The organism is Bacteroidota bacterium (assembly GCA_016718825.1).
Lineage (GTDB): Bacteria > Bacteroidota > Bacteroidia > J057 > JADKCL01 > JADKCL01.
The window spans coordinates 1-15,122 of sequence record JADKCL010000013.1 but is presented as its reverse complement, the minus strand read 5'-3'; the positions used below and the strand labels follow the sequence as shown (position 1 = coordinate 15,122).

Genomic DNA, 15,122 nt, shown 5'->3' with positions numbered 1-15,122 from the left:
AATGCGTCTACCCAAGGTATATTTTTTCGTGCAGCCGATTTCGAAGATGGGCTATCAGCACAATGCGATCGGCATGGCGCAGGGCATGCGGGAACTTGGCATCACCTTTGGGGCCAATACGGACTACTGGCGCGAGGCAGACGGAAACATTTTATTCAAGCAAGATCCGGCATTGGGTCCCAATGATGCAGACATCCTCATCCTTACCGAGCAATACCTGACCTACGGCGACGGAAAATTTCCACAGGCCTATTTTGATGCCCCCGGGAAGAAGGTTTTCATCTCCACTGGAGACGGAATGGTGATGCAGAAGCAGATGTTCAAGCCGATTTACAAGAAATTCGACCTCATTCTCACGTTCATTTACGAAGGCATTCCATATCCCAAAAACTTTCGGCCTTGGGCTTACGGGATGACGAATCACATGATTTCGCTTTCGCGTCCGGACCTCCCCAAGGAAGACAAGATTTGTCTGAATTACCGGAATTCGCATTCAGTGCGGCAACGGGCCAAGGAATGGGTGTTTGACAAGCTCGACCAACGCCGGATTGACACCACACGGGAAACCTTTGATTGGGAACCTTTGGAACACAGCAAAGATTTCAGCGAATATGTGGTCTGGCAAAGTGCTGGACGCCACAATGAAGCTTATTTGGACCGAATCGGACGCAGTTTGGCCACATCTGCTTTTGGAGGGGACTTTTTCATCAAACCATCAATTTGGGGTTGGTACACCTGGAAATTTATCAACTACTTCGTGGAGAGTGCAGCTTCGATCGGGCGGATGAACAACATTGCCAAAAAAATCGGATTGCATACCGACCATACCTACCGCATCTACCAATGGGACTCCTGGCGCATCTGGGAAGCCTTTGCTGCCAAAAGTATGGCCGTCAATGTTGACTTTGAAAAGTACCGCATCCGACTGCCGGAGATGCCGGTCAATTTCCAGCACTACCTCGGCGTGGACCTGCGAAACCCGCAAAAGGCCATTGATGTGCTCAATGACCCTGAGAAAATGAAGGAAATTGGCGCAGCAGGATATGATTGGGCCATGCAACACTATGCACCCAAAGCGCTTGCGCAACGGCTCTTGCGCTATGTCGATGACTTAAAACAAGAAGGTTGACAAGGAGCGACTGTGGGAAAAATAAGTTGGCTGCTTGTCCTCGAATGTTTACATTTGCCCCTCAAATAGTAGATTTCAGCTTATGAATTTCATCGTTTCGTCCTCGGGATTGTTGAAGCAGTTGAGTAAGATTTCAGGGGTGATCCCTAGCCGCTCGGTGTTGCCAATCATAGAAAACTTCTTGTTTGACATCGCAGACGGAAAGCTTACCATCTCCACGACCAATTTGGAGATTTCCATGCAGACGTCCTTGCAGATCGAGTCACGTGGCGGCAACATCAAAATTGCCGTTCCTGCCAAGATTTTGCTGGACATTTTGAAGGCGCTTCCCGATCAGCCGATTACCTTCAGCATCGACGACGACACGTTTGCGATCGAACTGAGCTCCGAAACGGGCAAGTACAAGCTGAGCGGCGAAAACGGTCTGGATTTCCCAAAAATTCCAGTTCCAGAAGATACCCAAGCTGCTGCCTTGCCTGCCAAAGCGTTGCTTGCTGCGATCAACAATACGCTGTTTGCCGCTTCGACCGACGAGGACAAGGCTGCTTTGAACGGGATCTACTTTAACTTGAGCCCAGACGGACTCACATTTGTTGCCACGGATGCCCACCGATTGGTTCGTTACCGCCGCGTGGACATCACCGTCAAGGATCCTGCAAGCTTCATTGTTCCACAAAAGGCCTTGAACTTGGTCAAAAGCAGCTTCGAAAACAACGAGGAACCTGTGCGTATTGAGTACAATCAGGCGAATGCGTTTTTCCGTAGCAGCTCGATGTTGCTCGTCTGCCGTTTGATCGACCAAAAATATCCTGAATATCAGAATGTGATCCCAACCGACAACCCCAACCGACTGATGATCAGCCGCTCGGAATTGCTCGGAACCCTCAAAAGGGTCAACATTTTCGCCAATAAGACCAGCCACCAAGTGCGCTTCAAAGCCTCGGGCAGTGAGTTGACCGTGAGTGCTGAGGACCTCGACTTCGCCAACGAAGCCAAGGAAACACTGAAATGCCACTACGAAGGCGGCGATCTCGAGATCGGCTTCAATGCCTCTTTGTTGATCGAGATCATCAACAATGCATCCACCGAGGAAGTGCACATGGAAATGAGCACACCCAACCGTGCAGGCATCGTGTTGCCAAGCCGTCAAAACGAAGGTGAAGACCTGCTCATGCTCGTCATGCCGGTCATGCTGAATTCCTACACCAACGCCTAACAATTGGCGGACTTGGAGGTTTTACCTCCAAACTCAAGGGAAATGAATACCCAACAACTTCTTGACAGGGCACTCCTGCTCGAACACCTCAGCTTGGAGGAAGGTGTACATCTCTACCATCATGCAAATTTGCCTGATTTGATGTACGTCGCCAATGAGATTCGGAAGATCAAAAAGCAGGATACCCCCGGGATCGTGACTTGGCAGATCGACCGGAACGTGAACACGACCAACGTTTGCGTCGCCAATTGCAAGTTTTGCAATTTCTTCGTTCCGCCAACCGAGAAGTTCAAGGACCGCGCTTACATCACCGACGACGAAACTTATCGTCGCAAAATTGAAGAGACCTTCGCCTTGGGAGGCGATCAATTGCTGTTGCAAGGTGGTCACCACCCTGATTTGGGAATCGACTTCTATGAGCAGCTGTTCCGCAAACTCAAATCTTGGTATCCCAACCTGCGTTTGCATTCGCTTGGCCCCCCCGAAATTGTGCATATTTCGGAGCTGAGCGGACTGAGCTACCATGAAACACTGACGCGGCTCAAGGCCGCAGGCCTCGACTCCTTGCCCGGTGCCGGTGCCGAGATCCTCGCCGACCGCGTGCGTCGTATCATTTCCAACGGCAAATGCCTCGGAGAAGAATGGCTCAACGTGATGCGGGAATGCCACAAACTGGACATCACCACCTCCGCGACGATGATGTTTGGGCACGTCGAAACGATCGAAGAACGTTTTGACCATTTGGTACGCATCAGGCAGGTGCAGAGCGAAAAGCCAGCAACTGCAAATGGATTTCTGGCTTTCATTCCTTGGCCCTACCAAGACGACGGCACACTCCTGAACCGCGTCAAGGGGATCAAAAACGAAGTGACGGCGCAAGAATACCTGCGCATGTTGAGTCTGAGCCGCATCATGCTGCCCAACATCACCAATATCCAGGCCAGTTGGCTCACCGTCGGTCCCGAGGTTGCACAGGTTTGCCTGCATGCAGGCGCCAACGACTTTGGATCAATCATGATCGAAGAAAACGTCGTCTCCGCCGCGGGCGCGCCGTTCAGGTTCAGCTCAGAGGAAATTCAAAAGTGCATTCAGCAGGCTGGATTCACGCCCAAACTCCGGGATCAACTCTACCGCTTCCGTGAAACACCTGCGGTGTTGATGGACAAGGTCTTGGCTTGATCTGGTTTAGCGAAGAGGCGAATGTTTAGCGAAGGGGGCGCTCACACCGTGTGATGTGAGCGCCCCCTTCGCTATTTGATTGCAACCGCTTTTCAGCCGATCACTCTTTCATTTTGATGTTGCAGCCAACGGCAGGTTCGGTAGCCACAGGCGCAAAGTCGCCATTCACTACCCGAGCAAGTTCCTCAACGAGGAATTGCCGCTGCACTTTGTCTTCGATCAAAGGATTATCGTCAATTTTGCCGCTGTAGAGCACTTCCCATTGCTTCTCCACGCGACGCAAAACAAAAACTTCCGGGTTCTTGGTTGCTCCCATCAATTTGGCAAGCATACCGTTGCTGTCATAGAGATACGGACATGGGTATTCCTTTTCTTTTGCTCTATCACGCATCAAACTCCAGCGGTCGTCCTGACTCAATTCGGGGTCATTGGAATTGACCAAACAAAAACCGATGTCCTTGACCATGAATTCTTTGGCGATTCGGATCAAACGATCCTCATATTTTTTGGAGTAAACACAGTGATTACCAGTAAACACCAGCACAAGTGCCTTCTTCTCCGCAAACGACTTCATGCTCACCATGTTGCTGTCTACGTTGCGGAGGGAAAGCGAATCAAGCGATTGCCCTTGCGCAAATTGCATCGACAGCCAAATCAAGCCAAGTGTGAGAAATATTTTTTTGAGATTCATGGCTCAGCTCCCCAATTGTTTGTGTTTGTTCACAATCAGTTCAATCTCGCTTCGGTCGGTGAGGCCGGTGATCGCCTCCAAAAGTTGCCCTTGTTTATTGTAAATCAAGGACAAGGGAATGCGGTCATCCCACATCGGATAGAAATGCTTGATCAGACTTGCCTCGCCGCCGGCCTTTGCGTAGGTCTTGAAATTGACCCCCACATCGCCTAAAAAGCCCTTCAATTTCGAACGGATGTCTTCCGTATTGTCGATGGAGACGAGGATCACTTCGGTTTCTGATTTAGGATCATTCTGAAGCTCAACAAGATCTGGAAGTTCTGCTTTGCAGGGCCTGCACCAAGTGGCAAAAAAATTGAGCAATACATAGGGCCGTTTGGACTTTGTGATCAGGTCACGCAATTCGACGGCTTCAATACCGACCTGCGGAGCGGGCGCGTCGACGCCAGCACCTTGACTTGTGGCTTGGCTACACGATTGGATCAAAAGTGTAAGTGAGCAACACGCCAGGAAAAAAAGTGTAGTAGATCGTGTAAACTTTCTCAATTCCATCTGCCTTAAGTATACCAGAAACCGTGCCGCTTTGTTCAATCTGTTTCTGTTCTTGATTGATCAGGAGGTTTTCCTTGAAAACAATGCCCTTTTTTGTGTAAATCTTGTACAACGTCTCTTTGGCGCTCCAAATTAAGAAAAATGCACGCATATCGGTGGAGCGGTCAAAGTATTCCAACTCCGAAGGGTGCATAAACAGGAACCGCGTTTTGAGATTTCGCTCCTTGCTCAGGTCTTCCAAGTCCATCGAAACCAAACATTGGTCAGAGGCAATCGCACCTGAATACATATTGGAATGGCTATAAGAAATATTGAACGAATGGTCACTGAGGTAGGGCTGCCCCGTAGGTGCATTCAAAGATTCGACCTTGTGCCGAATCTGTAGCAGTTCCTTGAGGCAGAGTCGGCTGCTCAACCATTCCAGTCGCTTCTGCGGATGCGAAATTCCCTTGAGAATCCGGTCCTCATTCTCGTAGATATTGAGTCGTGCACGAAAGTAATCTTCCGGTTCATTCACCTTCCACATGCCCAAGAGCACTTGGCGGTCGATATCTGGCAAAGCTATAAACGGCATTTTTCTGAATCTTCATTCAAATTAAGGAAGGCTTAGTGAGCATGCAAACTATTTCAGAAAATAGCAGTCATTGGCCTGCTGCTGACACAAATGAATTTGCTGGGCAGCAAAAAAGGGTCAAGCCCTGAAGCTTGACCCTTTTGAAAAATCCCCTGAGGAATTTCTTATTTTCCTTTGATGAGGTCTTTGCCGCTGCTGCGGTTGCCTTTGATGGCGTCTTTGCCAGACTCGTTGCCGCCGGTATTCATACCTGCACCACCACCGTTGTATTTGGCTGCTTCTTCCATCGTGACACGCGTGCCGTCGATGTATGCAACTACAAATGCGTCTTTGATTCCAAGCTTACGAACATCGTCCTTGAATGCTTCAGCATTTTTGATGTCCTTGAAGTTACCCATCATGTACTTGTTCATGCCATCACGGGTCTCGCCTTCAAACGTCTTGTCGGTTTGGACAAGGTGCTGATTCATATCAAAGTGTACGTAGGCACCAACCTGCACGTGGTAGATCAATCCTGGGATGATGTTGCTTTCGACGACCTTTTTGGTGCCTTCGAATGCGGTTTGCAGCTTGTCATACTTGATCTGCAAGGCTGCCATTTCAGCATTCTTTGCATTCAGTGCATTCTGAAGGCTGTCAATGGTGTTTTCGAGGGCGGCAAATTTGCCTTGCAAAGCCTTGTTGCGGTCGCTGCAATCCTTCAGCTGCTTGTTGGCAGTCTCGAGATCATCACGCAAGGACAATGGGGTCTTTGCATAAGTTTTGGCCTTTTTCTTCCAAAGCTTGGCTTCGGCCTTTTCTTTTTTCTTGTCTTCCTTGGATTGTTGCCCCATCAATGGCTGTGCGATCACTGCAGCCAAGAGCATCATCAAGAAAATGGAGGCGAATCTTTTCATCATAAACAAGGTGGTTTAATCCCCTCACGAGGGACAGTAATTCCGCAAATGTACTGTGATTTTTTTCGATTACAAATGTTATCCACCACCTGCCGTATTCAAAAGCATACAAAAATTTACATTTTGCGGTTGCTGCGCAAGAATTTCAGCTTGTGGTTGGAAGCCCAACCACGAAACTTATCCTTTTTTCCACGCTCCTTTTGATATTGGATGCATGACCGTTAAATTTGCCCCGTTTTTAATAGGAATTCAGTCATTTTCAATAAGAAAACATAAGCTATGAGCAAGGTTACAGTGGTCGGAGCAGGTGCAGTAGGCGCCACCTGCGCGGACGTCATCGCCAAAAAAGACTTTTGCAACGAGGTCGTATTGTTGGACATCAAGGAAGGACTTGCCGAAGGCAAAGCGCTTGATATCTACCAAACCTCACAAATTTGCGGCTACAGCACCCGCGTCACGGGTTCTACCAATGACTACAGCAAAACAGCCAATTCCGATGTGGTTGTCGTCACTTCAGGCGTACCCCGCAAGCCGGGCATGACACGTGAAGAATTGATCTCTGTGAACGCTGGCATTGTCAAGAGCGTTGTCGAAAACGTGCTGAAATACAGCCCCAATGCGGTGATCGTGATGATCTCCAATCCGCTTGACACGATGACCTATTTGACATTGAAGCTTACCGGCCTGCCACGCCGTCGCGTGATCGGTATGGGTGGCATCCTTGACAGTGCCCGCTTTGCAGGCAACTTGTCAGCTGAATTGGGCTGCTCGCCACGCGACCTGCAAACCAACGTGATCGGTGGCCATGGTGACACCACCATGATCCCATTGCCACGTTACTCCACATGGCGTGGAGTTCCTGTAACCCAATACATCGCCGAAGATCGCATGAAGCAAATCGTCGCAGACACCATGGTGGGCGGCGCAACGCTGACAAAATATCTTGGCACAAGTGCATGGATCGCACCCGGAGCAGCAGCAGCACAGCTTGCTGAAGCCATCGTCACCAACACCCCGCGTGTTTTCCCTTGCTGCGTCGCCCTCGAAGGCGAATACGGCCTCAATGACATTTGCATCGGCGTGCCCATTCGCGTAGGAAGCAATGGTGTTGAAGAAATCATCAAGGTGGAACTCAACGCCGAGGAGCAGGCGCTTCTCAACAAGAGCGCTGAAGCCGTGCGCAACATGAACGACGTTCTCAAGACAATGTCTGTCTGAGAAAATAGCTGCGCGCAACACAATTGAAAGAGGGCTGCCTGATCGGGCAGCCCTTTTTCGTTGACTTGAAAGGATTTTTTTTACTCTGAGCAATACTTCTTACAGCCTTGTACGTGGCAAAACATCGCGTCATGCATCACATTCCCAAAGCCTGATCGATTTAGTCCCGATTCGCCAACAAAAGCACCCGCAAACTTTCAGGCTCGCTGATTTTGGACAATCCAAGAGTAAATTGAGAGGAATCTAGTAAAGGGAAAAACTGTTGGATCATTTGTACTTTAAGACAAAAAGGCTGTCCGTTTTGGGTCTGTGTTTGATTTGGTCAATCGCGGTTTTTGGGCAGAAATACAACTTCAAGAACTACAACGTTGCCGACGGTGTGGGACAGGCACAAGTTATGACACTTTGTCAAGACCGGCGCGGCGCGATCTGGGCGGGAACCTACGGCGGAGGGGCATGCAGATTTGATGGAAAGGGATTTTCCTACCTCTCGACCGATGACGGTTTGTACTCCAACGTCGTGACCGATGCCATCGAAGACAGTCAAGGCAACCTGTGGATGAGCAACCTTGGCGTCGGCGTCTGCCGCTATGATGGGAAAAAAGTACACCGATACGGCGAAGCTGAAGGCCTCTACATGACCGACAAAGGAATCCTGATCGAAGACAAGGTCGGCCATGTCTGGGTTGCCACCGTCGGTCAAGGCGCCTATCAACAACAGCAAGAGCGATTCAAACGGTTTGATCGTCACGACGGCTTGCTTTGTGACACCATTTATGACGCGATCGTCACGGACGAAGGCAAAATCTGGTTTGGAACTGCGAGGGGCTTGAGCATGCTTCAAGATGGGTTGTTTCAAAACAATTTCCGCTTCTCCGAACTTGAAAACAAAACAATCTCAGCCTTGGCCAAAGACGATTCCAATCATGTATGGCTGGCCCATCCGGGAGGGATCAGTTGCTACGACGGCAAAAACTTCAGATTGGAAATCACAACAAGTCAGCTTCAAGACCAGGAAGTGAATGAGATGCTTTGGGATAGCAAACATCGCCTTTGGATCTGCACCGCAAAGGGTCTGCTCAGGTATCAAAAAGGAACGCTCGAACGGTTTGAAGCCCAAAAAGGCCTTTGGGATGCAGAATTTAATGCAGTGATCGAAGACAAGGCCGGTAACATCTGGATTGGAACCAATGGAGACGGAATGTCCATGTTTTCCGACGGGATGTTCACGCAATTTGGGGCGGAGTTGGGCAAAGATTTTGTCTATGCCATCAACAGGCAACCCGATGGCAAGTATTGGATTGGGACTGGCAATGGCATTTATGAATACAACGGACAGGAAGTAAGACGTGCTCCGGGCCCGGATTTGTTTTCAAAGGGATTCATCATGGACATCCTTACCGACAAAACGGGACAGACTTGGCTTGCCACATTCGAAGGGCTTTTTCGATGGAATGGAACCAAACTCGAGCAGATCGAATTGGCCAAAAACGACGGTGCGCCCAGGGTGATTTCCCTGATGCAAGCTGCAAACGGGGACATCTGGATCGCTGCAAGGGCGGGTTTCTTCATCTATCGCAATGGAACGGTGATCAACCTTGCAGAACAGAATCCACTTTTTGGGGTATTCGGGTTTAGCATGGACGAGGATGCTGCCGGCAATATCTGGCTTGCAACGGCCAAAAATGGCCTTCTCTTTTACGATGGCGACACGTTGGCCCAACTCCAGGAAGCCAATGGGCTGATTGACAATCAAGCGATGTCGGTCACGGTAGACAAAAACCAAAACGTTTGGGTGGGCACCTACAAAGGCCTGTCGAGATTCAATGGAAAGGACTTTTGTTACCTGACCACCTATGAGAATTTGCCCGCAAAGGTGGTTTACTTCCTGGATTCCGATGCAAATGGAGACCTTTGGGTGGGTACGGAAAAAGGGCTTGTGCGCATTGCCTTGGATTCTAAATCCGATCCGATTTCCATTCACAGCTATGGGATCAACGAGGGCTTCATGGGGCCTGAATGCAATTTGAACGCGGTTTGCAAAGGCGATGCAGGCAAAATGTACTTTGGTACGATTGCGGGCATCATGGTTTATGAGCCCAAAAATGATCATCCCAACGAGGAATTGCCCCTCGTTTCCATCAATAGCCTCAAAGTCTTCTTGGAGGATTTGGACCCCAATACCTGCAAATTTGATTCGCTTACACCGTGGTCCAGCCTTCCTTCAGGCCTTGTGCTGCCTTACGATCAGAACCATGTGAGTTTTGATTTCATCGGCGTCACCACGAGCTATCCGCAGAAGGTCAAATACAAATACATGATGGTTGGCTTTGATGAAAGTTGGCTGCCTTCCACAACCGACAACCACGCCACCTATTCTAATCTTGCACCAGGCGCCTACACCTTCAAAGTAAAGGCAGCCAACAGCGAAGGCATTTGGAGTACACAGACTGCGTCCTTCGCCTTTCGAATTACCGCTCCCTATTGGCGCTCAACCTGGTTTGTTGCCTTGGTTGCCTCCCTTATGATCACGTTGATGATGCTGCTCTTCAACATCCGTACGCGCAATCTGCGCAGGCAAAGGGAACGACTCAAGGGAGAAATTGTGGAAGCCACGCGCGAATTGGTGCTGCAAAAGGAACAGGTCGAAAACGCCAACAAGGCAAAATCCGAATTTTTGGCCACCATGAGCCATGAAATCCGAACGCCAATGAATGGCGTGATCGGAATGACGGACCTGCTGCTTGCCAGCGACTTGCCCGCCGAACATAAAAACTTTGTGCGCAACATTCGCCTGAGTGGTGAGAGCCTGCTCGCCGTCATCAACGACATTCTCGACTTCTCCAAAATTGAAGCTGGAAAATTGGAACTGGAAAAAGTGAATATAAAACCTGAACTCATCCTCGAGGAAGTCGTGGAAATGCTGGGATTCAGCGCGCAATCCAAAGGTCTGGACCTACTCTACAGCATCACAAGAGATGCCTCGCAACAAATTGTCGGTGACCATACCCGCCTTCGGCAGGTCCTGATCAATCTCGTAGGCAACGCCATCAAATTCACCAGCAAGGGCGAAATTTTGATCCGCTACCGCAATGAAAAGCTCCCTGATGGACGCATACGCGCGCATTTTTCGGTCAAGGATACGGGCATCGGAATACCTGCAGAAAAGCAAGGATCACTTTTCCAACGTTTCAATCAGGTAGAAAGCTCTACCACACGCAAATATGGAGGTACAGGACTTGGATTGTCCATTTCACAGCGCCTCATCGACATGATGGGCGGAGAAATCAAGGTTGAAAGCGAATCGGGGAAGGGAGCGACATTCAGCTTTTACATTGATTCAGAAGTCATTGCCAGTTCAGAACGCAACAACTTCGAAGGTCTGAAAGGCAAGCACCTCGTGCTGGCAAGCCCGCACAAGCCGACATTGCAAGTACTTTCAAGTACCTGCGATGGTTGGGGTGTCTGGACAAAGTCCACGAGCGACATGGACGAACTCTATGAAATCCTGAATACGAGCATGGTTCCCGATCTGCTTGTGATCGATGCCAGACTTGTCGACGACAATTTGACCCTGCTCAAATATGTGCGTGAAAAATACACTGCCGAAGAATTGCCGATCGTGGTTCTAAGTTTGCCGGAAGATGCGGTAGAGCTCTCCAAACACAAGGCACTCGGGCTGCGATTTTTGCTACGGCCGTTGCAGCTTTCACGGTTTGCAGATGCCATTTTGAACCGCGAACCTCAGCGGGAGGCTTCCGAAACCAGCAAATCCCGCTTTGCAAGTCCGATGGAGCGAATTGCGGAGCACTATCCTCTCCGAATATTGATTGCCGAAGACAATGTCATCAACCAGGAAGTCGTCAGCGGCATGCTGGAAATGATGGGCTACAAAACCGATATTGCGGAAAACGGATTGGAAGCGGTCAATGCGGTACGTGACAAGCAATACGATCTCATTTTCATGGACGTGCAAATGCCCCACATGGATGGCATTGAGGCCACCAAACGGATTATTGCTGAGCTCGGCGACAAACGTCCACGCATCATTGCGATGACGGCCAACGTGATGCAAGGTGACAAAGAAAGCTATCTCGCCGCCGGGATGGATGGATATGTTGGCAAACCCATCATGCTCGATGAAGTCCGGACGGTCTTGATCAATTATGCCACACTCCTGGGACTTGAAAAGGAAAAGTCCGCGGAGACGGCGCCAGCAGGAAAAGCCAAGGAAAATTTAGATTCTTCAGCAGAAAGGATCACCGTTCAAGCACCGACAACTGTAGAAAAGCCTGCAGGTGCCGAATCGATCGAAAGCGTGGTTACTGATCTGCCTAAAATCGAATCAGCAGACTCCAAGGAGGTCGGCATTGCCTACAAATACATTGACTTGAGCAATCTGACTGAACTCTCAAGTGGAGACCCGGCATTCATCAACAGGATTTTAGGACGCATCATCGAAAAGCTGCCTCCAGCGATTGCCGAGCTCGAGGTTTTGTTGACCGCCAAGGACTTCGATGCCATCAAAAAGTCCGCTCACAGCCTCAAATCCAGCTCGGGATATGCCGGTTCTGAAGAATTGAAGGAGATTTTCCAAAAAATCGAAAGCCTTGCCGGCTCGCGCAACGAGTTGCAGCGGTTACCCGACCTCATTGCACAGGCCAAAACCGTAGGCGCTGAAGTCGTCAAAGAGCTTCAACATGCCATTGCGAATTCCTGAGCCAACCGGTCACAGCCAAGTATGAAAACGCTTTCAAGTTGTGTTTGCAAGGCTACCATCGGCGATGCACTTATCTCTGTTTTATGCGCTGATTCGTAAGGTCTCCACCATAGGAAGTCCAATTATATCCAATTGGGGCAAGAAAGCTCGGTCAAAGTCAAATCTCGTGGCGGAACCTTAAGCTTCCATGGGCAATCGAAGATTTTGGCATCGTGGAAAATGCGGTTCGTTCAAGGAGGAAAAGGATGGATTCGGCCTCAGAAAACCACTTCTGTCACAGCAAAACCAGCAAAAATACCGAGGCCATTTTCAATATTGGAATAGACTTGCGTCGGCTCCGCAAACGGATTGTTGTTGTTGAGCTTTTGCTTCTGATAGGAAGTCGCAAATTCGAAGAAGTCTCTGGATAGCGTCAGGAAGCGCACTTTGAGGTCATACTGATTGCTCGTGTATTGCTCATCCACATAAAAGTCGAAAGTTTTATGCCTGCCCTGAAACTTGCCATTGGTGAAATAAACCCCATTCTGTGGCTGATAGAGAACGCCCTGACTATACTGTCCATCGGTGACCGTGAGATTTTCCGAGAAGGCCTTTTCTCCGGAGAAAAATGGAATCCGCTGAGCAGGACCGGTTTGGCCGGCCGGCGTGACAATCACCTCGATGCCATAAGCATTTTCCCGTCCGCCGTTGTCGTTGATGGTGAAACTATGTTTGACCATCGGTGTGCCGTCGATGTTGATGGCTGACCCGAGAATTTGCGATTCCGCAATTGCCCGTACGGGCCTCGGCACCGTGTTGGTGGCCGTCACCGACTCCATTCCGGGATATTTCACCTCAATGGTATAGGGTCTGCCACTTTTTACTGGACTCGAAAGCACCTTGTGAAAGTAAAGCTTAACGGGGGCTACACTCGCATTGGGTGCGCCGGAAAAGTTAAAAGGCGTGGCGAGCATCGAATCCAAAACAAGGTCCTTGAGTTGCGTTTCATCTTCAAACAAAATGATTTTCGCATCCCGGAGACTCTGGATATTTCCGCCTTGCCCTGGCGAGGCCGAAGCACTGACTTCGATGCGGATGACGCTGTCGAGCGTAAAAAGGCTATTGACAACCAATTGAGGCTTGGCGCTTGGAATATCGGATTCCAAGTCGTTTTCACAACTGGTAAGTGCTACCAGTCCAGTCAAGATGAACAAACTGTAAACAAGCCGTTTCACACCCGAATATACTAAAATTTGAATCCAAAATTCACTTCGGGCAAAATTGGAAGCAGGCTCATTTTCCGGACTTTGATGGTTGGCGAATTCGGATTTTCAGAATAATCGGCCCGGAGAAAGAGGAAATAAGGATTTCGGCGGTTATAAACATTGAATACGCCAAAATTCCAAGTCACTTCGCCCCACTTTACAGGCTTGTGATACCGTAAATTCAAATCCAGGCGATGGTAATCGGGCAGGCGAAAGCTATTGCGGCTACCGTAGTTGATGATTACATCGAGGCCTTGGCCTTGGTTCAAATCCCAAAACCCCAGCAATGGCGAAGAAGGTGCGTAGTAGACTGCCTCGGGAAAGGTCACCGCATTCCCCGTTGCAAACAACCAATTGGCGCTGAGGTCGATCCGCTCATTGAGTTTGAAAAGAATTGCCGTCGAGAGGTCGTGTCTGCGGTCGTATTTGTAGGGAAATGCCTGCCCGAAATTGATCGCGTCAAATTGCCGATCGGTGCGGGACAGTGTATATCCCAGCCACCCGGTAAGCCTACCCGTACGTTTCTGAAGAAAAACCTCCAAGCCTGAGGACCAGCCGATTCCAGCCTTCTCGACCAAATCTTGCCAGTCGGTATTCCCTAAGAAGTTCACGCCGGTCTGATAGTCGATCAAGTCCCGCATTTCCTTGTAATAGGCCTCGACACTCACGTTCCAGCGGTCCATCCCGAATTTTTTGTCGATCCCCAAGGAAACTTGACGCGACCGCTGCGGGGGAATTGCTCCGGTGGCAGGCACCCAGAGGTCTGTCGGAAGACCCAATCCACTATTGGTGAGCAGGTGGATGTATTGGACCATGTTGGTGTAAGACGCCTGAACCCCAAATCCCGCAGGCAGGCTCACGCGCGCAGATCCGCGAGGCTGAAGGGACCAATAAGTGGTGCTGTCGACAAAGTAATTGGAGAAATGCAGTCCCAAATTGAAATTCAAGAACTTACCGATGCGCACCTGATCCTCCAGCCACGCCATCGTTTCCCAGCTTTGGATTTTGCGTTGGCTGAGAAAGGTAAATACCGTATCGTCGGCGGAATTGTCGACAACCTGCGTAAATGTTTCAGGTTCAAACACGTGGTGCGTGAGCGCTGCGCCAAATCGCAGCCAATTGTGGCAATCAGGCATCAGATCAAAGCTCCAACGCGCACCCAAGTCCTTGACAGAACTACGGGTCTCCAAGGAGTTTTTGGAGGGATTAAATCCGGTGAAGGTCAGCTCCGATGCACTTTGGGCACGGTAGAGGTATTGACTTTGAAGCAGATAGAATTGGCTGTAAAGTTGCGTACTCCATTCGTGGCGCCATTGCAGGCTGCTTACCACGTTTCCCCAACGCAATCCGAAGTCAAAAACATTGTTGATTCCCGTCGTGTCAATGGCATAACCACTCGCAAATCGATCTCCTCCTGCATACACACTGAGCAACAAACGATCCTTAGGACCCAAAATTTGCTGCAATTTCCCCTGAACATCGATGAAAGAATATCCCAACCGGTTGCCGTTGTTTTCCTCGGTTGCCTTGTTGATGACCGCAAAATACGGTTCCAAAATCGTACGTCGCGCAGAAAAAAGGAAGGACGATTTCCCCTTGACAATCGGACCTGACAACATCAATTTCGCAGAAACAAGTCCAAGATTGACGTCGCCTTCCAATTCCTGCAAGTTCCCGTCCTTGGCTTGGATGTCGACCACGGA

General features: G+C 49.7%; 11 protein-coding genes. 5 read left to right on the top strand and 6 right to left on the bottom strand.

The genetic code is table 11. The features are described from left to right. The first annotated feature begins 1 nt into the window (after position 1). The 3 genes from IPN95_15835 (at position 2) to mqnC (ending at position 3,524) form a co-directional block, all read left to right on the top strand. On the top strand, positions 2-1,129 hold the full coding sequence (locus IPN95_15835) for a hypothetical protein (GenBank protein MBK9450843.1): 1,128 nt from the start codon (positions 2-4) through the stop codon (positions 1,127-1,129). A gap of 82 nt (positions 1,130-1,211) precedes the next feature. Beyond that, positions 1,212-2,345: a DNA polymerase III subunit beta gene (gene dnaN / locus IPN95_15830; protein MBK9450842.1), complete on the top strand. Its 1,134-nt coding sequence runs from the start codon at positions 1,212-1,214 to the stop codon at positions 2,343-2,345. 42 nt (positions 2,346-2,387) lie between these two features. Further along, positions 2,388-3,524, top strand: a complete 1,137-nt coding sequence (gene mqnC / locus IPN95_15825) for a dehypoxanthine futalosine cyclase (protein ID MBK9450841.1) — start codon at positions 2,388-2,390, stop codon at positions 3,522-3,524. A gap of 100 nt (positions 3,525-3,624) precedes the next feature. Here mqnC and IPN95_15820 read toward each other — a convergent pair whose 3' ends face one another. From IPN95_15820 to IPN95_15805, 4 genes are all read right to left on the bottom strand, one after another. Then, entirely contained in the window at positions 3,625-4,215 is a 591-nt protein-coding gene (locus IPN95_15820; protein ID MBK9450840.1) for a thioredoxin family protein, read from the bottom strand. A gap of 3 nt (positions 4,216-4,218) precedes the next feature. Continuing rightward, complete coding sequence (locus tag IPN95_15815) at positions 4,219-4,701, bottom strand: TlpA family protein disulfide reductase (protein MBK9450839.1); 483 nt, start codon at positions 4,699-4,701, stop codon at positions 4,219-4,221. Continuing rightward, positions 4,685-5,341 carry a 4'-phosphopantetheinyl transferase superfamily protein gene (locus IPN95_15810; GenBank protein ID MBK9450838.1) on the bottom strand — a complete coding sequence of 219 codons (657 nt, stop codon included), beginning with the start codon at positions 5,339-5,341 and terminating at the stop codon, positions 4,685-4,687. Before IPN95_15810 ends, IPN95_15815 begins: the two co-directional genes overlap by 17 nt. Before the next feature lie 164 nt (positions 5,342-5,505). Beyond that, positions 5,506-6,237, bottom strand: coding sequence for a hypothetical protein (locus IPN95_15805; GenBank protein MBK9450837.1), 732 nt, complete (start codon positions 6,235-6,237; stop codon positions 5,506-5,508). Positions 6,238-6,516: 279 nt separating this feature from the next. Here IPN95_15805 and mdh point away from each other — a divergent pair, with 279 nt between their 5' ends. Both mdh and IPN95_15795 read left to right on the top strand, forming a co-directional pair. Next, positions 6,517-7,455 (top strand): malate dehydrogenase, encoded by a 939-nt coding sequence (mdh, locus tag IPN95_15800; protein MBK9450836.1) that lies wholly within the window; start codon positions 6,517-6,519, stop codon positions 7,453-7,455. A gap of 313 nt (positions 7,456-7,768) precedes the next feature. Further along, positions 7,769-12,175 (top strand): response regulator, encoded by a 4,407-nt coding sequence (locus tag IPN95_15795; protein MBK9450835.1) that lies wholly within the window; start codon positions 7,769-7,771, stop codon positions 12,173-12,175. 257 nt (positions 12,176-12,432) lie between these two features. Here the strand turns inward: IPN95_15795 and IPN95_15790 are convergent, their stop codons facing one another. Together IPN95_15790 and IPN95_15785 are read right to left on the bottom strand one after the other, a co-directional pair. Next, positions 12,433-13,389 (bottom strand): DUF4249 domain-containing protein, encoded by a 957-nt coding sequence (locus IPN95_15790; GenBank protein MBK9450834.1) that lies wholly within the window; start codon positions 13,387-13,389, stop codon positions 12,433-12,435. 11 nt (positions 13,390-13,400) lie between these two features. Then, positions 13,401-15,122, bottom strand: a 1,722-nt coding sequence (locus tag IPN95_15785; protein MBK9450833.1) for a TonB-dependent receptor, incomplete at its 5' end; no start/stop codon positions are given.